The 26,494-nt window shown below is 71.4% G+C and carries 1 protein-coding gene; it reads right to left on the minus strand.

Features of this window, described 5'->3' with window-relative positions; all coding sequences use genetic code 11:
* Positions 1-13: 13 nt before the first annotated feature.
* Positions 14-26,425, minus strand: a complete 26,412-nt coding sequence (locus tag G3I78_RS51810; RefSeq protein ID WP_239157703.1) for a type I polyketide synthase — start codon at positions 26,423-26,425, stop codon at positions 14-16.
* Between the last annotated feature and the right edge of the window lie 69 nt (positions 26,426-26,494).

Raw genomic sequence — 26,494 nt, forward strand, 5'->3', positions numbered from 1 at the left:
CCCGGTACCCCGGTCAGGGACGTCCGAGGTTGCGGTTGATGAAGTCGAGCAGTTCCTCGTCGGAGGCGTCCTGAAGGGTGTCGGCCACCGATGGACCGGATTCCTGCTCGGGCCCGGTCCACTTGGCGAGGAGGCTCTGCAGCCGCACCGTCACCTTGGTGCGCAGCAGGTTGTCCGCCTCGCCGACCGCCACCGTGGCCTCCAGCCGGTCCAGTTCGGCCAGCAGCGCGTCGGTGGGTGAGCCGCCGTCCGGGAGCAGTTCGCCGCGCAGGTGCCGGACCAGGGCCGTGGGGGTGGGATGGTCGAAGACCACTGTGGCGGCGAGGGTCAGGCTGGTCGCGGTCGACAGGCGGGTACGGAAGTCGACGGCGGTCAGCGAGTCGAAGCCCATCGCGTTGAAGGACCGGTCGGGTTCGACCGCCCGGTCCGAGGTGAACCCGAGGGCGGCCGCCGCGTGTTCGCGGACGAGCGCGAGGAGTGCCTCGTCGCGCTCGTCGTCCGGCAGTGCCGCGATCCGGTCGCGCAGCGCGTCACCGCCGCCGTCCGTGCCCGGTGTCCGGCCGACGGGTGCCGACGTGGGGCGGGCGGCTTCGGCGGCCTCGGGGACCCCGTCGAGCAGGGCCGAGGGACGGGCGGACGTGAACAGCGGTACGAAGGTGGCCCAGTCGACGTCGGCGACGGTCACGTTCGTCTCGGCGGAGTCCAGCGCCTGGCCGAGGGCGGTGAGCGCCGCCGCCGGGTCCATCGCGGTCAGTCCGCGGCGCCGCAGGTGCTCGGCCCGGTCCCGGTCGGCGGCCATCCCACCACCGGCCCACGGCCCCCAGGCCACGGAGGTGGCGGGCACGCCCCTGGCACGCCGGGCGGCGGCCAGGGCGTCGAGGTGGGCGTTGCCGCAGGAGTAGGCGGCCTGACCGCCGCTGCCCCAGACGCCGGCGATGGAGGAGAACAGCACGAAGGCATCCAGCTCCCGCCCGTCCAGCAGGGCGTCCAGATACCTGGCGCCCTCCGTCTTGGCGGCGACGACCGAGGCGAACTCGGCGACGCCCGTGGCGGCGAGCGGCACCGAGGCGCTGGCCCCGGCCGCGTGCACCACAGTGCGTACGGGTGTCTCGGCGTCTTCCAACCGGGCCAGCACGTCGGCCAGTTGAGCGCTGTCGGTGATGTCGCAGGCCACCGCCTCCGCGGACACCCCGCTCTCGGCGAGCTCGGCGACGAGGTCGGCGGCGCCGGGCGCGTCCGGTCCGCTGCGGCTGACGAGCACCAGCCGCTCGGCACCACGTCCAGCCAGCCAGCGGGCGACATGCCCGCCGAGCGCTCCGGTGCCGCCGGTGACGAGCGCGGTCCCGGAGGTGCGCCAGCCCTGCTCCGGCGCCTCCGCGAGCGGCGCCCGGGCGAGCCGCCGTACGAACACGCCCGCGGGCCGTACGGCGAGCTGGTCGTCGCCGGTGGGCCGGGTCGCCGGGTCGGCGGTGAGCACGGCGTGCAGCCGGGCCCGGGCGGGCCGGTCCAGGGTGGCCGGCAGATCGATGACCCCGCCCCAGCGGTCGGGGTACTCCAGACCGATCACCCGGCCGAGCGCGGCGATTGCGGTCTGTTGGGGGTCCGGGGCGGTTGCGGTGGGGGCGTTGTCGGGGGTCTGTGGGTCCGGTGCCGCACCCGCCCGGCCACGAAGGGCGGCGTGGCGGTCGAGGTTGGCGGTCTGCCGGTCGAGGTTGGCGGTCTGCCGGTCGAGATTGGCGGCCTGCCGGTCGAGGTCGACGGTCTGCCGGGTCACGCACCACAGAGGCGCGGTGACACCGGCCTCGGCGAGGGCGCGCGGCAGCGGCACGGTCAGGGCCAGGCCTGTGCCCAGGGCCGGATGCCCGGGGTGGGGGCGGGTGTCGAGGGCGAGCAGCGAGAGCACACCGGTGGGCGGCGCGTCCGCGACCGCGGTCCGGATCCGTGCCGCCAGCGCCGAGTCGTCGGGACCGTCGGAGTCGGCGGAGCCATCAGATCCGGCGGAGCCATCGGGGCCGACTTCCAGTCGTACGACGTCCACACCGTGCTCGGTGAGCGCGGTCAACGCGTCGGCGGCGAGGGGTAGTTCGGCGAGTGTGCCGGCCGGTACGAGCACCAGCCAGCGGCCGGTCGGCGCGGGGGCCGGCGTCCACCGGGCGGGTTCCCAGCGCACCTGGTAGCGCCAGCTCTCCAGGCGGGCCCGTTCACGACGGCTCCGGTGCCAGGAGGACAGCGCGGGCAGTACCTCGCTGAGCGGCTGGGAGGCGTCCAGTTCCAGCCCCGCGCCGAGCGCGCCCAGGTCCTGGCGCTCCACGGCCTCCCAGAACCGGCTGTCCGACTCCGGCATCGGGGCGGCGGCCGGGGTCACCGCAGTCGGAGCGCTGCGCAGCCAGTAGCTGTCCCGCTGGAAGGGGTAGGTGGGCAGGTCGACACAGGGAGTGCCGGTGTCGGAGTAGTAGGCGGCCCAGTCGAGGCCGCCGGCGTGCACCGCGAGCCCGGCGACGGCCAGGGCGAGGGTGTGGACCTCGTCGCGCTCCCGGCGCAACACCGGCAGGCCGGTGGCGCCTTGTGGTACCAGCGCCGACAGCACGGCGTCCGGGCCCACTTCGAGAAACGTCGCCACGCCGCGCTCGCGCAGCGTCCGCATCCCGTCGGCGAAGCGCACCGCCTCGCGGACATGGCGGACCCAGTAGTCGGGGGTGCACAGGTCCGCCGCGGCGGCGACTTCGCCGGTCAGGTTCGACACGACGGGGATGCGCGGATCGTCGTACGTCAACTTCTCGGCGACCGTACGGAAGTCGTCCAGCATCGGCTCCATCAGCGGTGAGTGGAACGCGTGACTGACCGTCAACCGCTTGACACGCAGGCCCTGTTCACGCCAGGCGGCCTCCAGTTCGGCGACGGCCTCCGCCGCCCCTGACACCACGACCGACGACGGGCCGTTGACGGCCGCGATCGCCACCCGCTCGTCCAACCGGGGCACCACGTCGGCCTCCGACGCCTCCACCGCGAGCATCGCACCGCCCTCCGGCAGCGCACCCATGAGACGGCCACGCGCCGCGACCAGTGCGCAGGCGTCCGGCAGCGACCACACACCCGCCACGAAGGCCGCCGTGAGTTCGCCGATCGAGTGTCCGGTGACGTAGTCCGGGTGCACGCCCCACGACTCCAGCAACCTGAACAGGGCCACCTCCAGGGCGAACAGCGCGGGCTGGGTGTACTCGGTCCGGTCGATCAGGGCCGAGCCGTCGTCGAACAGCACCTCCCTCAACGGGACTTCCAGCAGTCCGTCGAAGTGTCCGCACACTTCGTCCAGCGCCTCCGCGAACACGGGGCAGGTGTCGTACAACTCCCGTCCCGCGCCAACCCGTTGGCTGCCCTGCCCGGAGAAGAGGACAGCGCTCGCACCGCCGTTGGTGCCTTCCGCGGCCCGCCCGCGCACGGTGGTCGGAACGGCCCGTCCTTCGGCCAGGGCAGTCAGCGAGGCGAGCAGGTCGTCGCGGTCGGTGCCGGTCAGGACGGCCCGGTGCTCGAAGGCCGTACGGGAGACGGCCAGGGCGCGGGCGACTTCGAGCGGCTGGGCTTCGGGGTGGGCGAGGAGGTGGGTGCGCAGTTCGCGGGCCCGGGCACGCAGGGCGTCGTCGGAGCGGGCCGACAGCGGCCACAGCAGGGGCCTGTCACCTTCCACGCCGGGGCCTGTCGCGGGCCGGGGACCGGGTTCCCCGTCGGGTTCCTCGATGATGGTGCCGGGTTCCTCGATGATGGTGTGGACGTTCGTCCCGCTGATCCCGAACGCCGAGATACCGGCGCGTCGGGGGTGCCCGGCGCGCTCCCACGGCCGGGCGTCGGTCAGCAGGCGCACGGCACCCGTCTCCCAGTCGACCTGCCCGGTCGGCCGGTCGACGTGCAGGGTGCGGGGCAGCATTCCGTGCCGCATGGCCAGCACCATCTTCATCAGTCCGCCGATTCCGGCGGCGGCCTGCGCGTGGCCGATGTTGGACTTCAGCGAACCGAGCCACAGCGGCCGGTCCTCCGGCCGCTCCCGCCCGTAGGTGGCGAGGAGCGCCTGGGCCTCGATGGGGTCGCCCAACGGGGTTCCGGTGCCGTGGGCCTCGACGGCGTCCACGTCACCCGGCGCGAGGCCGGCATCAGCCAACGCGGCCCGGATGACACGCTGTTGGGAAGGGCCGTTGGGAGCGGTCAGCCCGTTGGAGGCACCGTCCTGGTTGACGGCCGAGCCGCGGACCACCGCCAGGACCGGGTGGCCCAGCCGCCGGGCCTCGGAGAGCGGCTCGACGATGACCATGCCGACGCCCTCCGCCCAGCCGGTGCCGTCGGCCGCTTCCGCGAACGACTTGCACCGGCCGTCGGCGGCCAGCCCGCGCTGCCTGCTGAACTCGGTGAACATACCGGGCGTGGCCATCACCGCCGCGCCGCCGACCAGCGCCATCGTGCACTCGCCCCGCCGCAGCGACTGACCGGCCAGATGCAGCGCGACCAGCGAGGAGGAGCACGCCGTGTCCACCGTCACCGCGGGCCCCTCGGTGCCGAACGTGTAGGCCAGCCGCCCGGACACGACGCTTCCGGTGTTGCCGGTCAGCAGGTGTCCCTCCACACCGTCCTGTCCCGCCGCGCCGTCGGCACCGGTGTGCATGCCGTACCCGGAGGGCGCGGCACCCACGAACACACCGGCCCGGCTGCCGCGCACCGAACGGGGATCGATCCCGGCGCGTTCGAAGGCCTCCCACGCCGTCTCCAGCAGCAGTCGCTGCTGCGGGTCCATGGCGAGCGCCTCGCGCGGCGAGATCCCGAAGAAGGCCGGGTCGAAAGAGGCCACGTCGTACAGGAATCCGCCCTCATTGACGTACGACGTCCCGGTGCGCGCCGGATCCGGGTCGAACAGCCCGGTCAGATCCCAGCCCCGGTCGGCGGGGAAGCCTCCGACCGCGTCCGTCCCGTCGGCCACCAGCTGCCAGAGGTCCTCCGGCGAGCGCACCCCGCCCGGGAAGCGGCAGGCCATACCGATGACGGCGATGGGCTCGTCCCCGCCGCCCGGAGCGACGGACGGCGCCTCGACGGGTTCGGCCTGTGCGGGGGCACCTGGCAGTTCACCGCCGCAGAAGGCGGCCAGCGCCCGTACGGTCGGATGGTCGAAGACCAGGGTCGCGGGCAGCTTGAGCCCGGTCGCGGTGGCGAGCCGGTTCCGCAGCTCCACGGAGGTCAGCGAGTCGAACCCCAGGTCCTTGAAGGGCTGTTCGACGTCGATGGCCGCCGGGTTGCCGTGTCCGAGGACCGCCGCGACCTGGCCGCGTACGACGTCGAGCAGCAACTGCTCGCGCTCCCGCCCGCTCCGGCCGACCAGCCTCTCGGCCAGCCCACCGGGCACGGTGCCGGCCAGTGCGCCCTGATGCGCCAGAGCCCGGCGCGTTCCCTTGCCTCGGCGCACCAGCCCGCCGAGCAGCTCCGGCACGGCCTGTCCACGGCGCAAGGCCGCCAGATCCAGCCGCACCGCGACAGGGCGCGGATCGGCGCTCGCCCAGGCCGCGTCCAACAGCGCCAGCCCATCAGCGGGTTCGAGCGGCAGGACGCCACCTTCCGCCATCCGCCGGAGATCCGCATCGGTGAGATCCCTTGTCATCCCACTTTCCCGGGACCACGGTCCCCAGGCGATCGAAGTCGCGGGCAACCCGCTGATCCGGCGGTGGGCGGCGAGGGCGTCCAAGTAGGCGTTCGCGGCAGCGTAGTTGGCCTGGCCAGCGCCGCCGAAGAGGGCCGATGCGGAGGAGAACAGGGCGAATATCGACAGGTCTTGATGAGCTGTCAGTTCGTGGAGGTGGTGGGCGGCTTCGGCCTTGGGCGTCCATACGGTGTCCAGGCGCTCGGGAGTCAGGGCCGTGACCAGGCTGTCGTCCAGGACACCGGCCGTGTGGATGACGGCGGTCAGCCGCTCACCCTCCAGCAACGCGGCGAGTGCGTCCCGGTCGGACACATCACACGCCTCGATACGGACCTCGGCACCAGCCTCCGTCAGCTCCCGGCACAACGCCTCGGCACCCGGCGCATCCAGGCCCCGACGAGAGAGCAACAGCAGGCGCCGTGCCCCGTGTTCGGTCACCACATGCCGGGCCACCAGCGCACCCAGACCACCCGTACCACCGGTGATCAGCACCGTCCCAGCAGGGTCGAGCGGGGCGGGGACCGTCAGCACCACCTTGCCGGTGTGACGGGCCTGGCTCATGAACCGGAACGCATCCCGCGCCTGCCGAATGTCCCACGCCCGCAACGGCAGTAGGGCCAGATCACCGGCGGCGAACAACCCCAGCAGCTCTGCAAGGAGTTCAGCGATCCGGTCCGGACCCGCCTCGAACAGATCGAAGGCCGTGTAGTCCACGCCCGCCATCTCGCGGATGTCGGTCTTGCCCATCTCCAGGAACCGGCCACCATCAGCCAACACCCGCACCGACGCGTCCACGAACTCACCCGCAAGCGAATTCAGCACCACATCCATACCGGAGAACTTCTCCGCAAAGCCAATGTCCCGCGAGGAAGCAATGTGGTCGTCGTCCAACCCCAAGGCTCGCAGGGTGTCCCACTTACCAGGGCTGGCCGTCGCATACACCTCCGCACCCATGTGCTGAGCCAGCTGGATGGCGGCCATACCGACACCGCCGGCACCCGCATGCACCAACACCGACTGCCCCGCCCGCAACCCCGCCAAGTCCCGCCACGCGTACAGAGCGGTGAGGAACACGATCGGAACGGACGCAGCCTGGGCGAACGACCACCCCGCCGGCACCCGAGCCACCAACCGCCGATCCGACACCACGACGTTCCCCATGGCACCCGGCACCATCCCGAACACCCGGTCACCGACCGCCAGGTCCGTGACCCCCGGACCGACTTCGGTCACCACACCAGCCGCCTCGATCCCCAACGGCACCACCTCCGGATACATCCCCAACGCATTGAGAACATCCCGGAAGTTCACCCCCGCAGCCCGCACCGCAACCCGCACCTGACCCTCGACCAAGGCAGCCGTCGCCGTGAGCGCGGGTGCGATCTCCAAGCCGTCGAGCGACCCGCGTGCCACACTGTCCAGACGCCAGGGCTCGGATCCGACCGGGAGGGTCAGTTCATCGGAACGTTCCTCTCGCACCACCCTCGGCACCGAGACAACGCCGTTCCGCACCACCGCCTGGTCAGGGGTTGAGGCGAGTGCGGCCCAGGACTCCGCCGTACCGTCCACGTCGACCAGCACGAAACGGCCCGGATTCTCCGTCTGCGCCGACCTCACCAGACCCCACACCGCGGCGGCGTCCAAGCCGTCCCCGTCATCCCCGTCGATCGCGCCCCGCGTCAGCACGGTCAGCCGTCGACCGGCGAACCGCTCGTCGGTCAGCCACTCCTGGACCACCCCGAGCGCCCTCGCGGTCGCCCCCGTACCGGAGCAGGGCAGCACGACCATGCCGTCACCGTCCGGTACGTCGGCCAGACTCGCGCGGCTGACGCCGTTCAGGGCCTCTGCCGCGCCGAGAGCGTCTCCGAGGACGGTGACCGGGCTGTCGTCAGCGTCCTCGCTGGTCGCCGCTTCGTCCGTCCACTCCGCCCAGTCGAGCCGGTGCAGAGGTGTACGGCGGCTCAGGGGCTCGTCGGACACCTCGCGCAACGCGAGCGATCCCACCGTGATGACAGGGGTGCCAGCGGGGTCGACAGCGAGAAGCGAGACGGCCTCCGGTCCGCTGCGGGTCAGGCGGACGCGCAGTACGGAGGCGTCGGCGGCCAGGACCGCAACGTCCGACCAGGCGAACGGCAGCCGCCCGCGCCCACCCTCGGGGGCGGGCAGCAGTCCGCCCAGGGCGATGGCGTGGAGTGCGGTGTCGAGGAGGGCGGGGTGCACGCCGAAGCCCGTGCGGTCGGTGGCCTTGTCGGGCAGCACCACCTCGGCGAAGACCTCGTCGTCGCGGGTCCAGGCCGCTGTCAGCCCGCGGAAGACCGGCCCGTATCGCAGGCCCGTTCCGGCGAGACCGTCGTAGAGGCCGTCCAGGGCGACGGGTTCCGCGCCTTCAGGCGGCCAGACACCCAGGTCCTGGACGACGGGAGCGTCCGACCGGGTGGCGAGGGCTCCGCTCGCGTGCCTGGTCCAGTCGGCGTCCGATCCGTCGTCACCGCTCGGACGGGAGTACACGGCGATGTCGAACCTGCCGTGCGCGTCGGCCGGTTCGACGGTCACCTGCACGTCGATTCCGCCGGTCTCCGGGAGGGTCATCGGTGCGCCGAGCATGAGTTCCTCGACCCGGTCGCAGCCGAACCGGTCACCGGCGGCGACCGCGAGTTCGAGCAGCGCCGTGCCGGGCACGACCACCGTGTCCAGCACTCGATGGTCGGCCAGCCAGGGGTGGCTGCGCAGCGACAACGCGCCCGTGATGACGGCACCTTCGCCGTCGGCGCGATGCACCACCGCGCCCAGCAGCGGGTGTTCGGCGACGCGGATGCCAAGTCCTGCCGCGTTGCCGCCGCCACGTCCGGTCATCGGCTTCGGCCAGTACCGTTCGCGCTGGAACGCGTACGTCGGCAACGTCACCGGACGTCCACGCCGCCCCGAACCCGGCGCCACCGCCGTCCAGTTCACCTGGACACCACGTACGTGGAGCCGGGCGGCGGCTCGCGTGAGCGACTCCGGTTCGGTCCGTCCGCCGCCGCCACGCAGAACGGCGACGACCTCCGCGCCCGACGACCCGTCCTCGGCATCCAGCACATCCTGCGCCATCGCGGTGAGCACCCCGCCGGGACCCACTTCCACGTAGTTGCGTACGCCTTGGGCACTCAGGGTGCGGATGCCGTCGGCGAAGCGGACCGCCTCTCGGACGTGGCGGACCCAGTACTCCGGCGAGCGCAACTCCTCGGCGGTGGCGGCTTCGCCGGTGAGGTTGGAGACGACGGGAATGCGCGGAGCCTCGTACGTCAGCCCCTCGGCCACTGCGCGGAAGTCGGCCGACATCGGGTCCATCAACGGCGAGTGGAACGCATGACTGACCGTCAGAATCCTCACTCGGCGTCCCTTCGCGCGCCACTTCGCCTCCAACGAGGCGATCACCTGCGCGTCCCCGGAAACCACCACTGACAAGGGGCCGTTGACGGCGGCTATCGCGACACGGTCGTCCAACTCCGCCCGTACGTCGGACTCGGACGCCTCGACCGCCAGCATCGCCCCGCCCTCCGGCAGCGCGCCCATCAGACGACCGCGGGCTGCGACCAGCGTGCAGGCGTCCTCCAGCGACCACACGCCCGCCACGTACGCGGCAGTGATCTCACCGATGGAGTGCCCGGCCACATGGTCGGGGCTCACACCCCAGGACTCCAGCAGCCGGAACAATGCGACCTCAAGGGCGAACAGGGCGGGCTGGGTGTACTCGGTCCGGTCGATCAGGCCCGACTCGTCGGCGAACAGGACCTCTCGGAGTCCCTCGAAGTGGCCGCAGATCTCGTCCAGGGCATCCGCGAACACGGGGTAAGCGTCATACAACTCCCCTCCCGCACCGGCCCGTTGGCTGCCCTGCCCCGAGAAGAGGAACGCGGTACGGCCCCGGACCGCACTGCCCTGCACGACGTTGAGCGGAAGGTCGCCGCCGTCCGCCGAAGCCAACCCGGCGAGTCCCGAGAACAGGTCGGTGGAGTCGGCGCCCAGCACTACAGCCCGGTGGGGCAGAAGCGCGCGGGTTTCGGTGAGCGCGCGGGTCACTTCGGCCGGCGGCAGCTGTCGTAGGGACGAGTCCTCGGCAAGTCGGGCCGCCTGTGCCGCGAGCGCGGCCGGGCTGTGCGCGGAGAGTGGCCAGGCGACGGGAAGAGGGCTGTCGTCCTCTGTATCCGGCTCATGAGGGATGAGGGAGTCCTCCGACGGGGCCTGTTCGAGTACGGCGTGCGCGTTGGTGCCGCTGATGCCGAACGCCGAGACGGCTGCCCGGCGTGGGTGACCGTTCTCCGGCCATTCCTGGGCGTCGGTCAGGAGGCGTACCCCGCCTGAAGACCAGTCGACGTGCGGGGAGGGGGCGTCGACGTGCAGGGTCGGCGGCAGCACCCCGTGCCGCATCGCCATCACCATCTTGATCACACCCGCGACACCGGCAGCCGCCTGCGTATGACCGATGTTCGACTTCACCGAACCCAGCCACAACGGCCGCTCAGCGTCACGCCCCTGGCCGTACGTCGCCAGCAACGCCTCCGCCTCGATCGGGTCGCCGAGCGATGTGCCGGTGCCGTGCGCCTCGACCGCGTCCACCTCGGATGCCGTGAGTCCAGCGGCGGCCAACGCCTGCCGGATCACCCGCTGCTGAGACGGACCGTTGGGCGCAGTCAGACCATTGGACGCACCGTCCTGGTTGACGGCCGAACCACGCACCACGGCGAGCACCTGATGCCCGTTACGGCGGGCATCCGACAACCGCTCCACCAGCAACAACCCGACACCCTCACCCCAACCCGTACCGTCCGCCCCCGCAGCGAACGCCTTGCACCGGCCATCCGCCGCCAAACCCCGCTGCCGCGAGAACTCCACAAACGTCGCCGGCGTCGACATCACCGTCACACCACCAGCCAACGCCAAATCACACTCACCCGCACGCAACGCCTGAGCAGCCAAATGCAACGCCACCAACGACGACGAACACGCCGTGTCCACCGTCACCGCCGGACCCTCAAGACCAAAGCTGTACGCCAACCGACCCGACACCACACTCGCCGCATTACCCGTACCCAGATGACCGCCCAACTCGGCATACGCCTCCGCCAGAAGCGCCGGATAGTCCTGGCCGTTGGTGCCGACGAACACACCGGTGCTGGAGCCACGCAGGCCGGAGGGGTCCAGGCCCGCGCGCTCCAGGGTCTCCCAGGCGGTCTCAAGGAGCAGCCGCTGCTGGGGGTCCATCGCGAGGGCCTCACGCGGCGAGATCCCGAACAGCCCCGCATCGAAACGGCCGGCCCCGTCCAGGAACCCACCGACACGAACGTACGTGGAATCGGGCCGTTCCCCGGACGCGTCGAACAGGGACTCCAGGTCCCAGCCACGGTCTTCAGGGAACCCTGCGATCGCGTCACCTCCCTCGGACAGCAGCCGCCACAACGCCTCCGGAGAATCCACCCCACCCGGGAAACGGCACGCCATACCCACGATCACGATCGGCTCATCCACCGACGCCGACACAGACACGGGCACAGCTGGCGCCTCCGCACCCACCAGCCGCTCCCGCAACCACCCCGCCAACACCACCGGCGTCGGATGATCGAACACCACACCACTCGGCAACCGCAGACCGGTTGCCGCAGCGAGATGATTGCGCAACTCCACGGCCATCAGAGAGTCGAAGCCGAGGTCTCGGAAGGCGGCGTCGGCCTCCACGTCCGCGCCGGAACCGTAGCCGAGCACACTCGCGGCTTCCGCGCAGACCGTGTCCACCAGGTGCGAGAGCTGCTCGGCGACGGACAGGTCGGCGAGTCGCAGGACCAGTTGCGGTACGGCGATCTCGGAGCTGTCGCCGACGGTGGTGTCGAGGGCGTGGCGGGCCGCGGGTATCTCGTCGAAGAACGTCGAAGCCCGCACAGACGTGAACGCCGGAGCAAACCGCTCCCACTCCACATCCGCCACCACAACCGACGCCTCACCCACACCCGCCAGCAGCCCCACCGCAACATCCGGATCCAGCGGCCTCAGCCCACGCCGAGCCAACTCCCGACCCGCCACACCACCGGCCGCCATACCCGAACCAGCCCACGGCCCCCACCCCACCGCACACCCCACCAACCCCCGCGCCCGCCGAGCCACCACCAAACCGTCGAGATAAGCATTCCCCGCCGAATAGGCAGCCTGGCCGCCACTCCCCCACACCCCGGCAATCGACGAGAACACCACGAACGCATCCAACGACCGCTCACCCAGCACCGCATCCAGATGGGCCGCACCGAGCACCTTCGCCCGCATCACCCGGGCCAACTCCTCGCCCGAGGTCTCCAACAGGGCTCCGGAGTCGTCCACTCCGGCGGCATGGACGACGGCGGTCAACGGAATGTCGTCACTCAGGGAGTCGATCACCTGCGCGAGAGCATGGCGGTCGGTGACGTCGCAGGCCTCGACCAGCACCTGTGCCCCGAGCCCCTCCAACTCCGCCACCACACCCGCGGCACCCGGCGACCGCAGCCCACGACGACCGAGCAGAACCACGCGCTCAGCACCCCGCTCCACCACCCACCGGGCCGCCCGCACACCCAGACCACCAAGCCCACCCGTCACCAACACCGTCCCCGACGGGGACCAACCAGTGACCCCTGCACCAGCAGACTCGCCCGGAACCAGCCGCCGTACGAAGACTCCCGACGACCGCACCGCGACCTGATCCTCACTCCGCCGCCCGAGGACCCCACACAGCCGACCCCCCACACGCCCGTCCAAAACCTCCGGCAGATCCACCAACCCACCCCACAGAGCAGGCAGTTCAAGACCCACCACCCGCCCCAGACCCCACACCGCAGCCAACTCCGGCCGCACCACACCACCAGCACCAGACGTAGACACCGCACCACGCGTCACACACCACACAGGGGCGTGTGCACCGATCTTCTGCAAAGCCTGGAGGGTCGTGAGGAGCCGTTCGGTGGCGTCCGTCTCGGACGCCTCGCCGGTAACGGGTCCCGAGATGACGATCACCCCGGTCACGTCGGTCCAGTCAGCCAGACCTCCAAGCGCCTCGGCACGACCGGCCGCGCTGCGGGGCAACGACAGAGTCTCGGCCTCGGCACCGGCGTCACGCAGCGCGGCGGCGAGCCACCCGTGCAGCGCGGTGTCGGCGGTGTCCGCCTCAGCAAGGACGACCCATCGGCCGCTGAGGAACGCATCGGACACCCGGTCGGCCAGCTCACGCCATTCGACCCGGTACCGCAGAAGGTCCGTGGTCGACGGCGCGGTCGAGGCCGCGTTCCGCCTGTTCCCGGCCGACAGCCAGTAGCGGTCCCGTTGGAAGGCGTACGTCGGCAACTCGACCTGCCGGACGCCCGCACCGGCGAAGTACCGCGTCCAGTCGGGCCGCACCGCCCCACGAACCCAGGCTCCCGCCAGCGCGGCCATCACGGACCGCTGCTCCGGACGTCCCCGGCGCAGGGTGGGCAGACAGGTCGCCTCATCGTCCAACGACTGCTGGGCCATGGCGGACAGCACGCCGTCGGGGCCCAACTCCATGAACGTACGGACACCTTGGCCCTGGAGAGCACCGATGCCGTCGGCGAATCGGACGGTCCCCCGGACGTGGCGGACCCAGTACTCCGGCGAGCACAACTCCTCGGGGGTCGCGATCTCGCCGGTGAGGTTGGAGACGACGGGGATGCGCGGGGCGTCGTACGACAGGCCCTCGGCAACCGTGCGGAAGTCGTCCAGCATCGGGTCCATCAACGGCGAATGGAACGCATGACTGACCGTCAGCCGCTTGACCCGCAGACCCTGTTCACGCCAGCGCGCCTCCAACTCGGCCACCGAATCCGCGTCCCCGGAGACGACCACCGACGACGGACCGTTCACCGCCGCCACAGAAACCCGCTCGTCCAGCAGCGGGAGCACCTCGGACTCGGACGCCTCGACCGCAAGCATCGCGCCGCCCTCCGGCAACGCACCCATCAACCGGCCACGAGCCGCAACCAGAGCGCAGGCATCCTCCAGCGACCACACCCCCGCCACATACGCGGCCGTGATCTCACCGATGGAGTGTCCGGCGACGAAGTCCGGCTTGACGCCCCACGACTCCAGCAGCCGGAACAACGCCACCTCGATGGCGAACAACGCAGGCTGGGTCCACTCCGTCCGGTCAATCAACCCGGACTCGTCAGCGAACAACACCTCCGGCAACCCATCGAAGTGCGCACACACCTCTTCCAGAACGGCGGCGAACACCGGATAGGCGCCGTACAACTCACGCCCCGCACCCACCCGTTGGCTCCCTTGCCCCGAGAACAAGAACGCCAGCGCTCCCCCCGTCCCGCTGGCTCCCGTCATGGCGGCAGATGGCGTACGGCCGTCTGCCACGGCGGCCAGGGCGGTCGTGAGTTCGGCGTGGTCGGCGCCGACCACGGCGGCCCTGTGGTCCCACACCGCTCGGCCGGTGGTGAGGGTGAGGGCGATGTCCTGGGGGCGGGCGTCGGGGTGGGCGCGCAGGTGGGTGGCGAGGCGCGCGGCCTGGGCCGCCAGGGCGTGGGGATCGCGTGCGGAGAGCAGCAGCGGGACGTCGGCGGGCGAGGGCAGGTCGGTCTCGGCGTGGTCGGGGGCCGGTTCCGGTGTCGGGGGTTCCTCGATGATGACGTGGGCGTTGGTGCCGCTGATGCCGAAGGACGAGACGCCCGCGCGGCGTGGTCGTTCGCCGGGCTGCCAGGCGACGGGCTCGGTGAGGAGGCGTACCGATCCGGCCGTCCAGTCGACCTCTCCGGTGGGCCGGTCGATGTGCAGGGTGCGGGGCAGTTCACCGGCGCGCATCGCCATGACCATCTTGATGACGCCGCCGACGCCTGCCGCGGCCTGGGTGTGGCCGATGTTCGACTTGATGGAGCCCAGCCACAACGGCCGGTCCTCGGGGCGCCGTTGTCCGTAGGTGGCGAGCACGGCCTGTGCCTCGATGGGGTCACCGAGCCGGGTGCCGGTGCCGTGGGCCTCCACGGCATCCACATCGGCCGGTGCCAGGCCGGCCGCGGTCAGGGCGTCGCGGATCACGCGCTGCTGGGACGGGCCGTTGGGAGCGGTCAGACCGTTGGACGCACCGTCCTGGTTGACCGCCGAGCCACGCACCACGGCGAGCACACGGTGGCCGAGACGACGGGCGTCGCTCAGACGCACCATGAGCAGCATGCCGACGCCCTCGGACCAGCCGGTGCCGTCGGCGGTGTCCGCGAAGGACTTGCAGCGGCCGTCGGCGGCCAGCCCGCGCTGTCGGCTGAACTGTACGAACATCGTGGGCGACGACATGACCGCCGCTCCACCGGCGAGGGCCATGTCGCATTCGCCGGACCGCAGCGACTGCGCGGCCATGTGCAGGGCGACGAGGGAGGACGAGCAGGCGGTGTCGATGGTGACCGCCGGGCCTTCCAGGCCGAAGGTGTAGGCGAGCCGTCCGGAGACCACACTGCCCGCGTTGCCGGTCAGCAGATGTGCCTCCACCTCCTGCGGTGCCTCGCCGGGCGGCGGACCGTAGCCCTGGAAGGCGGCGCCGACGAACACGCCGGTCCGACTGCCGCGTGCCGTACGGGGATCGACGCCGGCGTGCTCGAAGACCTCCCACGAGGTCTCCAGCAGGAGCCGCTGTTGCGGGTCCATGGCGAGTGCCTCGCGCGGCGAGATACCGAAGAACCTCGGATCGAACTGGTCCGCGTCGTGCAGGAAGCCTCCCGCGCGGGTGTAGCTGGTGCCGGGGTGGTCCGGGTCCGGGTGGAAGAGCCCTTCGAGGTCCCAGCCCCGGTTCGTGGGCATCGCGGTGATGGCATCGGCGCCGTCGGCGACCAAGTGCCACAGCGTGTCCGGTGAGTCGACGCCTCCGGGGTAGCGGCAGGCCATGCCGACGATGACCACCGGGTCGTCGTCACCGTCCCGAGCCGTACGTGTGGGGCGGGCGACGGCCGGGGCGGGTTCCTCACCGACCAGCGACAGCAGCAGGTGGTCGATGAGGGCGTACGGCGTCGGATGGTCGAAGATCAGTGTGGCGGGCAGGCGCAGCCCGGTCGCGGCGTTCAGGCGGTTGCGCAGTTCCACGGCGGTCAACGAGTCGAAGCCCAGATCCTTGAACGACTGCTGCCGGTCCACGGCCGCCGAGCTCCCATGCCCGAGTACGGCGCCGATGTGCGAGAGCGTCAACTCGGCGAGCCGCGCATGACGTTCGGCCGGTTCCAGCACCCGCAGACGCTCGGCGAGCGAATCACCGGCCGCCTCCGCACCGCCCGTGCGCCGCGCCGCCAGGGCACGCCGGGGCGCGGATCCGGCCGCCACCAGAGCGCGCAGCAACGGCGGAACGGTCTCCGGTGCCGCGTCTGCGCCCCGCAGCCTCGTCAGCTCCAGCCGCGCGGGCACCACGGCCGCATCAGCCCCGGCCCACGCCTGATCCAGCAGCGCCAGCCCCAGCTCGGCGTCGAGCGCCCCGAGCCCGGCACGGCTCATGCGCTGGATATCGGCCTCGTCCAGAGCACCGGTCATGCCCGTCGCCGTGGCCCACGGCCCCCACGCGAGGGACGTCGCGGGAAGTCCCTGGCGTGCACGGCGCTGGGCCAATGCGTCCAAGTAGGCGTTCGCGGCGGAGTAGTTGGCTTGTCCAGCTGAGCCGAGAACGGCCGCGAGCGAGGAGAAGAGAACGAAGGCGGACAGGTCTTGATCGGCCGTGAGTTCGTGGAGGTGGCGGGCGGCTTCGGCCTTCGGCGCCCATACGGTGTCCAGGCGCTCGGCAGTCAGCGACTCCAGCAGGCCGTCGTCCAGGACACCCGCCGTGTGCACTACGGCGGTCAGCCGCTCACCCTCCAGCAGCGCGGCGAGTGCGTCCCGGTCGGACACATCACACGCCTCGATACGGACCTCGGCACCAGCCTCCGTCAGCTCCCGCCACAACTCCTCGGCACCCGGCGCATCCAGGCCCCGGCGGGAGAGCAACAGCAGGCGTCGCGCCCCGTGTTCGGCCACCACATGCCGGGCCACCAGCGCACCCAGACCACCCGTACCACCGGTGATCAGCACCGTCCCAGCAGGGTCGAGCGGGGCCGGGACCGTCAGCACCACCTTGCCGGTGTGGCGGGCCTGGCTCATGAACCGGAACGCATCCCGCGCCTGCCGAATGTCCCACGCCCGCAGAGGCAGCACAGACAGATCACCGGCGGCGAACAACTCCAGCAACTCTTCGAGGAGTTCAGCGATCCGGTCCGGACCCGCCTCGAACAGATCGAAGGCCGTGTAGTCCACGCCCGACATCTCGCGGATGTCGGTCTTGCCCATTTCCAGGAACCGGCCATCCTCCGCCAGCACCCGCAGAGATGCGTCTATGAACTCACCGGTCAGCGAGTTCAGCACCACATCAATGCCGGAGAATTTCTCCGCAAATGATGTATCCCGCGAAGAGGCGATGTGGTCGTCGTCCAATCCCAGGGCCCGCAGGGTGTCCAACTTACCGGGACTGGCCGTCGCATACACCTCAGCACCCATGTACCGAGCCAGCTGAATCGCGGCCATACCCACACCGCCCGCACCCGCATGCACCAGCACCGACTGACCCGCCCGCAACCCCGCCAAATCCCGCCACGCGTACAGAGCGGTGAGGAACACGATCGGAACGGACGCAGCCTCCGCGAACGACCACCCCTCCGGCACCCGAGCCACCAACCGCCGATCCGACACGGTCACCGACCCCAGACCGCCCGGCACCATCCCGAACACCCGGTCACCGACCGCCAGATCCGTGACCCCCGGACCGACTTCGGTCACCACACCAGCCGCCTCGATCCCCAGCGGCACCACCTCCGGATACATCCCCAACGCACCCAACACATCACGGAAGTTGAGCCCAGCCGCTCGCACCCCGATCCGCACCTGGCCCTCAGCCAATCCGGCTGCGGCCTCCGGATACGCCACCAACTCCAGCGCGTCCAGACTCCCCCGCTCCGCACTCTGCAGACGCCAGGCCTCCGTACCGGCCGGCACCGGCAGCGTTTCGTCACCGCCGACCCGCGCCAAACGGGGCAGCGAAACGGCGCCGTGACGCAGCGCCACCTGCTCTTCGGGGCCGCCGAGGACGTTCGCGAGGGCGGCCCAGGACTCCGCCGTACCGTCCACGTCGACCAGCACGAAACGGCCCGGATTCTCCGACTGCGCCGACCGCACCAGACCCCACACCGCGGCGGCACCCAAGCCGTCCCCGTCGTCCCCGTCATCTCCGTCGATCGCGCCCCGCGTCACGACAGCGAGTCGCGCCTCTGCGAACCGGTCGTCGTCGAGCCATCCCTGTAGGACGCCCAGGAGGCCGTCGAGGGCGGGTTCACCGGTCCAGGTGAGTACCCCGACGCCGGGCAGGCGGTCGGCGAACGAGAGGGACGCGAGGTCCGCGACCCGGCGGGCGGAGAGCGCGCTGGCGCAGTCCAACGGGTCAGGGCCGAGGACAGCGAGGTCGACGGGCCGCTCCGGCGTGATGGCCGCCTGCGTCCACTGGACCCGGTACAGCGGCTCGGTGCGCCGAACCAGTGCACCGGTCGCCTCCCGCAGGGTGAGTGACTCGACGACGGCGACAGTGCGGCCGTCGGTGTCAGCCAGGGTGACGTCCACGGTGTCCGGGCCAATCGCCCGGAGCCGCCCGCGCAGCACGGACGCGCCACCGGCCGGAACCGACACGCCCGACCAGGCGAACGGCAGCCGGCCACGCCCACCGTCGGTCTCGGGCAGCAGCGTGCCGAGGCCGATTCCGTGCAGGACGGCGTCCAGCAGCGCCGGGTGCACGGCGAAGGCGCTTCCGTCGGCCTCGTTCTGCTCGGGCAGGGCCACCTCGACATACGTCTCGTCGTCGCGCCGCCAGGCTGCCGTCAGTGCCCGGAATGTGCTCCCGTACCGGTAACCGGCCTCCTCAAGCCCGGCGTACAGCGCCTCGGGGGACATCTCGACGGGCTCGGCTCCGGCGGGCGGCCAGGAGGTGAAGTCGGCGTCGGACGCGACCTGTTCGGACAGGGCGAGGGTGCCGAAGGCATGCCTGGTCCAGGCCTCGCCGTCCGTGTCGAGAGCGTCGCCGGTCCGCGAGTAGATGCCCACGGGACGCCGACCGTGTTCGTCGGCGGGGTCGACCCGGACCTGGAGTTGCACCGTGCCCGTGTTCGGCAGGATCAGGGGGTCGGTCAGGGTCAGTTCCTCGACACGGTCGCAGCCCGTCTCCTCTCCGGCGCACAGCGCGAGTTCCATGAAGGCCGTGGCCGGGAGCAGTACGGCGCCCATCACCTGGTGGTCGGCCAGCCAGGGGTGGGTGCGCAGCGACAGCGCACCGGTCAGCAGAAGCGACCCTTGATCAGCCAGCAGCAGACGGCCGCCGACCAGGGGATGCCGTACGCCCGCGATGCCGTAGGCCCCCGCGTCGCCGCTGGCACCCACCCCGGGACGCGGCCAGAAGCGCTCACCCTGGAAGGCGTACGTCGGCAGCTCGACCCGGCGCGCCCCGCTGCCGTCGAAGTACCTGGCCCAGTCCACGGTGCCGCCACGCACATGCCACCCCGCGAGCATGGCGTTCACGGAACCGCTCTCGGCGCGCTCCTTGCGCAGCACGGGCAGGCAGACGGATTCGTCGTCCGCGTCGGGCAGGCAGTGCTGGGCCATCGAGGTGAGGACGGCGTCAGGGCCGAGCTCGATGAACGTACGGACGCCCTCACCGTGCAACACCCGTATACCGTCGGCGAATCGGACGGCCTCCCGGACGTGGCGGACCCAGTACTCCGGCGAGCACAGCTCCTCGGGGGTCGCGATCTCGCCGGTGAGGTTGGAGACGACGGGGATGCGTGGAGCCTCGTACGTCAGCCCCTCGGCAACCGTACGGAAGTCGTCCAGCATCGGGTCCATCAGTGGCGAGTGAAAGGCATGACTGACCGTCAGCTGCTTGACGCGCAGGCCCTCTTCACGCCAGCGAGCCTCCAACTCGGCCACCGCGTCCGCGTAACCGGAGACGACCACCGACGACGGACCGTTGACGGCGGCGACCGTCACCCGCTCGTCCAGCGACAGGAGTACCTCGGCCTCCGAAGCCCCGACGGCGAGCATCGCGCCGCCCTCTGGCAGCGCGCCCATCAGACGGCCACGGGCAGCCACCAGCGCGCAGGCGTCTTCAAGGGACCACACGCCCGCCACGTAGGCGGCCGTGATCTCACCGATCGAATGTCCCGCCACGAAGTCCGGACGCACCCCCCAGGACTCCAGCAGGCGGAACAACGCGACTTCCAGAGCGAACAGGGCCGGCTGCGTGTACTCGGTCCTGTCGATCAGACCGGCACCGTCCGCCTCCGCGAACAGCACCTCCCGCAGCCCGTCGAAGCGTGCGCACACCTCGTCCAGCGCGTCCGCGAACGCCGGATGCGCGTCATACAACTCCCGCCCGGCACCTGGCCGTTGGCTGCCCTGTCCCGAGAACAGGAACGCGGCGAGCGCATCCTCGCGCGCCGTTCCGGACACGACACCCGTACTCCCGGCGTCCCCCGCCGCCAGGGCCGCCAGTCCCTCCAGGAGGCCCTGCCGGTCACCGGCAACGACCGCCGCCCGGTGCGACAGAGCGGCCCGTCCCGTCGCCAAGGACAGCGCGATGTCATGCGCGTCCCAGTCGTCGCGGTCGCGGACGGACTCAGTGAGCCGCGCCGCCTGCGCCCACAGCGCGGCCTCGGTCTGGCCGGACAACAGCCACGGCACGGGCCTGCCGACCGGCTCCGCCCGCTCGGTGACCGGCGGCTCCGGGGCCTGTTCGATGACCATGTGGGCGTTGGTGCCGCTCATCCCGAAGGAGGAGACGGCGGCTCGACGGACACGGCCGGTCTCCGGCCACGCCCGCTCCTCGGTCAGCAGTTCCACCGCGCCCGCCGACCAGTCGACGTGCGGTGAAGGGGCGTCGACGTGCAAGGTACGCGGCAGCAGACCGTGCCGCATCGCCATCACCATCTTGATCACACCGGCCACACCCGAAGCAGCCTGCGTATGACCGATGTTCGACTTCACCGAGCTCAACCACAGGGGCGTTTCCCGGTCCTGGCCGTAGGTGGCCAGCAGGGCCTGTGCCTCGATCGGGTCGCCGAGCGATGTGCCGGTGCCGTGCGCCTCGACCGCGTCCACCTCAGATGCCGTGAGTCCGGCGGCGGCCAACGCCTGCCGGATAACGCGCTGTTGGGAGGGACCGTTGGGTGCGGTCAGGCCGTTGGAGGCGCCGTCCTGGTTGACGGCCGAGCCGCGGACCACGGCGAGCACCTGGTGTCCGTTGCGGCGGGCGTCGCTGAGCCGTTCGACCAGCAGCAGACCGACACCCTCACCCCACCCCGTGCCGTCCGCACCGGCGGCAAACGCCTTGCACCGGCCATCCACAGCCAAACCCCGCTGCCTGCTGAACTCCACGAACGCACCCGGCGTCGACATCACCGTCACACCACCAGCAAGCGCCAGATCACACTCACCCGCACGCAACGCCTGCACCGCCAAATGCAACGCCACCAACGACGACGAACACGCCGTGTCCACCGTCACCGCCGGACCCTCAAGCCCAAAGCTGTACGCCAACCGACCCGACACCACACTCGCGGCGTTCCCCGTGCCCAGGTGACCGCCCAGTTCCTCCTGGGCGTGGGTGAGGAGGGCGGCGTAGTCCTGGCCGTTGGTGCCGACGAACACGCCGGTACGGGAGCCACGTAGGCCGGTCGGGTCCAGGCCCGCACGCTCCAGGGTCTCCCAGGCGGTCTCAAGGAGCAGGCGTTGCTGGGGGTCCATCGCGAGGGCCTCACGCGGCGAGATCCCGAACAGCCCGGCGTCGAAGGTGGCGGGGTGGTCGAGGAAGGCGCCGAAGCGGGTGTAGCTCTGGCCGGAGCGGCCGGGCTCAGGGTCGTAGAGCGTCTCGATGTCCCAGCCGCGGTCGTCCGGGAACGGACCCACCGCGTCCCGGGCGTCCTTGACGAAGTTCCACAGCTCTTCCGGGGAGCCGATACCGCCGGGGTAGCGGCAGGCCATGGCGACGACGGCGATCGGTTCGTCGTCGGTACGGACAGTGACCAACGACCTTTCACCGGTGGGCTGTTCGGGGAGATCGGTCAGCAGGGTGCGCAAGTGGCGGGCGAGTGCAGTGGGGGTGGGGAAGTCGAAGACCGCAGTGGCGGGCAGCCGTACGCCCGTGTCGTCGGCGAGGCGGTTGCGGAGTTCGACGGCGGTGAGGGAGTCGAACCCCATGTCCTTGAAGGCACGGCTCGATTCGACGTCGTCCGCGGCGGCATGGCCGAGAACGGCGGCTACGGCGCCGCGCACGGTCTCCAGGAGGTGCCGGCCGCGCTCGGTCTCGGGCAGTGCCGCCAACCGCGCGGTGAACGACGCGTCGTCGCCGACGGTGGTGTCGAGGGCGTGACGGGCCGCGGGTATCTCGTCGAAGAACGTCGAAGCCCGCACAGACGTGAACGCCGGAGCAAACCGCTCCCACTCCACATCCGCCACCACAACCGACGCCTCACCCACACCCGCCAGCAGCCCCACCGCAACATCCGGATCCAGCGGCCTCAGCCCACGCCGAGCCAACTCCCGACCCGCCACACCACCGGCCGCCATACCGGATTCAGCCCACGGCCCCCACGCCAGCGCGCCCCCCACCAACCCCCGCGCCCGCCGCGCCACCACCAAGCCGTCCGCATAGGCATTGGCCGCCGAGTAGGCCGCTTGCTCGCCGCTCCCCCACACCCCGGAGATCGACGAGAACACCACGAACGCGTCCAACGCCCGCTCACCGAGCACCGCATCCAGATTGTCCGCACCCAGCACCTTGGCCCGCATCACCCGGGCCAACTCCTCACCCGAAGTCTCCAACAGAGGCGCCGAGTCGGCGGTGCCGGCCGTGTGCACCACGGCGGTCAGGGGCGGGCCGTCGGCGTCGATGCGCTCGACGACAGCGGCGAGGGCGTCGGAATCGGTGACGTCGCAGGCCTCGACCCGCACCTGCGCGCCGAGCCCCTCCAGCTCCGCCACCACATCCCCTGCGCCCGGCGACGCCAACCCACGGCGGCCGAGCAGAACCACCCGCTCAGCACCCCGCTCCACCACCCACCGCGCCACCCGCACACCCAGACCACCAAGCCCACCCGTCACCAACACCGTCCCCGACGGCGACCAGTCACCACCCGCAACCGCGTCCCGGGCGCCCGGAACCAGCCGCCGCACAAAGACTCCCGACGACCGCACCGCGACCTGGTCCTCACTCCGCCGACCGAGGACCCCGCACAGCCGACCCCCCACACGCCCGTCCAGAACCTCCGGCAGATCCACCAACCCACCCCACAGAGCAGGCAGTTCAAGACCCACCACCCGCCCCAGACCCCACACCGCAGCCAACTCCGGCCGCACCACACCACCAACACCAGACGTAGACACCGCACCACGCGTCACACACCACACCCCACCGTCGACGGTGATGCCCGTGTCCGCCAGAGCCTGGATCGCGGTCAGCACGCTGCCGGTGACCTCCGCTGTCCCGGCAGCCGCGAGCAGCAGTACTCCACCCAGCGGGGTGTCTCCCACGGCGGTTGCGATCCGGTCGGCGAGGGCGGCTCGGCTCTCGTCCGAGAGGTCCAGCGACACGGTCTCGGCACCGGCCGAACCCAGCGTCCCGGCAAGCCAGGTCGACACATCGCGGTCGCTGTCGGTTCCCGTGGTGATCAGGAGCCAGCGGCCGGTGAGCAGGGTGTCCATGGCGGCGCCGAAGCCGGGCGCCGGGCGCCACATGACGCGGTACCGCCATCCGTCGGCCTGGGCTGCGGCGCGCCTGCGCTGCCACCAGTCCGCCAGGGCCGGCAGCACCGCACCGGCCCCCTCCAGCACCTCACCGGCGTCCACGCCGAGCACACGGCTGAACTCATCCACGTCACCGCGCTCGACGACCCGCCAGAAGGCAGCGTCGGCACCGGTGCCGCCGGTCTGCTGCGCCCCGGCTCCTTCCAGCCAGTACCGCTCGTGCTGGAAGGCATACGTCGGCAGCTCGACCCGGCGTCCGCCGGACGTCAGCACCGGCCACTCGACCGGCACTCCCCGTACGTACAGGGCAGCGACGGCCGCAAGCAGCGTGGCCACCTCGGTGTGGCCGCGCCGCAGCGACGGCACGGCGACCGTACGCTCCGCCTCGTCACCCGCCACCTCGACTGCCTCGTCCAGCGGTGCGGATGCGGTCAGGGCCATGCCGCTCAGCACACCGCCGGGACCGAGTTCGAGGAACGTACGGATGCCCGCGCGATGCAGCGCGGAGATGCCGTCGGCGAATCGGACGGTCCCTCGGACGTGGCGGACCCAGTACTCCGGCGAGCACAACTCCTCGGCGGTCGCCAGCTCGCCGGTCAGGTTGGAGACCACAGGGATACGCGGGGCGTCGTATGACAACCCCTCAGCCACGGCGCGGAAGTCGTCCAGCATCGGGTCCATCAACGGCGAATGGAACGCATGACTGACCGTCAGCTGCTTGACCCGCACGCCCTCTTCACGCCACCGCGCCTCCAACTCAGCCACCGCAACCGCGTCCCCGGAAACGACCACCGACGACGGACCGTTGACAGCTGCAACCGCCACCCGCTCGTCCAGCAGCGGCAACACCTCGGCCTCGGACGCCTCCACCGCCAGCATCGCGCCACCCACCGGCAACGCCCCCATCAACCGACCACGAGCCGCCACCAAAGCGCAGGCATCCTCCAGCGACCACACACCCGCCACATACGCCGCCGCGATCTCACCGATCGAATGACCAGCCATGAAATCAGGGACGACACCCCACGACTCCAACAACCGGAACAACGCCACCTCAAGGGCGAAGAGCGCCGGCTGCGTGAACTCCGTCCGATCAATACGACCGGACTCGTCGTCGAACAACACCTCCCGCAACCCATCAAAGTGCGCGCACACCTCATACAACGCAGCCGCGAACACCGGATACGCGCCGTACAACTCCCGCCCCGCACCAACCCTCTGACTCCCCTGTCCCGAGAACAGGAACGCGGTGCGCGGGTCGGTGATCGTCGCGCCGCGAACCACGCTCGTGGACGTGTCGCCCGCTGCGAACGCGCGCAGGGTCTCGGTGAAATCGGCGTGGTTCTGGCCGAGGAGGACCGCTCGGTGGTTGAGGGCTGAGCGGGTGGTCGTGAGGGCGTGGGCCGTGTCGAGGGCGGGCTGGGTGGGGCGGGCGTCCAGGTGGGTCGCCAGGCGGGCGGCCTGGGCGCGGAGGGCCGGTTCGGTGCGGGCGGTGAGCGGCCATGGGAGGAGCGTGGGGGTGGTGGCGGGTCCGGGAGCGGCCGACTCGGGCTCCTGGGGCGCCTGTTCGAGGATGGTGTGGGCGTTGGTGCCGCTGACGCCGAAGGACGACACCGCGACCCGGCGCGGACGGCCCGTCTCCGGCCAGTCCCGTGCCTCGGTCAGCAGTTCCACCGCGCCCGCCGACCAGTCCACGTGCGGGGAGGGGGCGTCGACGTGCAGGGTCTGCGGCAACAGCCCGTGCCGCATCGCCATCACCATCTTGATCACACCGGCCACACCCGAAGCGGCCTGCGTGTGACCGATGTTGGACTTCACCGAGCCGAGGAGCAGCGGCCGGTCGTCGGCGCGCTCCTTGCCGTACGTCGCCAGCAGCGCCTGCGCCTCGATCGGGTCACCGAGTGCCGTACCGGTGCCGTGGGCCTCCACGACGTCGATGTGGTCGGGGGTGAGGCGGGCGTTGCTGAGGGCGTCGCGGATGACGCGGATCTGGGAGGGACCGTTCGGGGCCGTCAGACCGTTGGAGGCGCCGTCCTGGTTGACCGCCGAGCCGCGCACCACGGCGAGCACGCGGTGGCCCAGGCGGCGGGCGGCGGAGAGGCGTTCGACCAGGAGGAGGCCGACGCCCTCGCCCCAGCCGGTGCCGTCGGCCGCGGCGGCGAACGGCTTGCAGCGGCCGTCGGCGGCGAGGCCGCGCTGGCGGGAGAACTCGACGAACGCGCCGGGCGTCGACATGACGGTCACGCCGCCGGCGACGGCCATCGTGCACTCACCGGAGCGCAGGGCGCGCACGGCCAGGTGCAGGGCGACCAGGGAGGAGGAGCACGCCGTGTCCACGGAGACGGCCGGCCCTTCCAGTCCGAAGGTGTAGGAGATACGGCCGGAGACGACACTGGCGGCGGTGGCGGTGGCCAGATAGCCCTCGCCGCCTTCCGGGGCGCCGGGGAGGAGGGCGGCGTAGTCCTGGCCGTTGGTGCCGACGAACACGCCGGTGCGGGAGCCGCGTGCGGTGGCCGGGTCGATGCCGGCGTGCTCGAAGACCTCCCAGGCGGTCTCCAGGAGCAGCCGCTGCTGCGGGTCCATGACGAGGGCCTCGCGCGGCGAGATGCCGAAGAAGCCGGGGTCGAACTCCCCGGCGTCGCGCAGGAATCCGCCCTCGCGGGCATAACTGGTGCCCTTGGCCGGGGAGTCGGGGTCGGGGTCGTAGAGGGAGTCGAGGTCCCAGCCGCGGTCCTCCGGGAAGCCGCCGATGGCGTCGGTGCCGTCGGCGACCAGCCGCCACAGATCCTCGGGGGAACGCACTCCACCGGGGAAACGGCAGGCCATGCCGACGATGGCGATGGGTTCGCCGTCGGCCTCCTCCACCTCGCGCAGGCGCTGGTGCGCGTCGTCCAGGTCGGCCACGACGCGCTTGAGGTATTCGCGGAGCTTTTCTTCGTTAGCCATTGCCTTTTTCACCTGGGGTCGGTCGTGAGCGCGAGGAGGAGGTGGTGCCGTGAGGAGCGGGACGAGGTC

Origin of the sequence: Streptomyces sp. SID13726 (genome assembly GCF_010548375.1) — a bacterium.
Lineage (GTDB): Bacteria > Actinomycetota > Actinomycetes > Streptomycetales > Streptomycetaceae > Streptomyces.

Bases quoted from the DNA above. Each gene is read 5' to 3' on its own strand.
- G3I78_RS51810 (WP_239157703.1), bottom strand. From the start codon at position 26,425: ATGGCTAACGAAGAAAAGCTCCGCGAATACCTCAAGCGCGTCGTGGCC.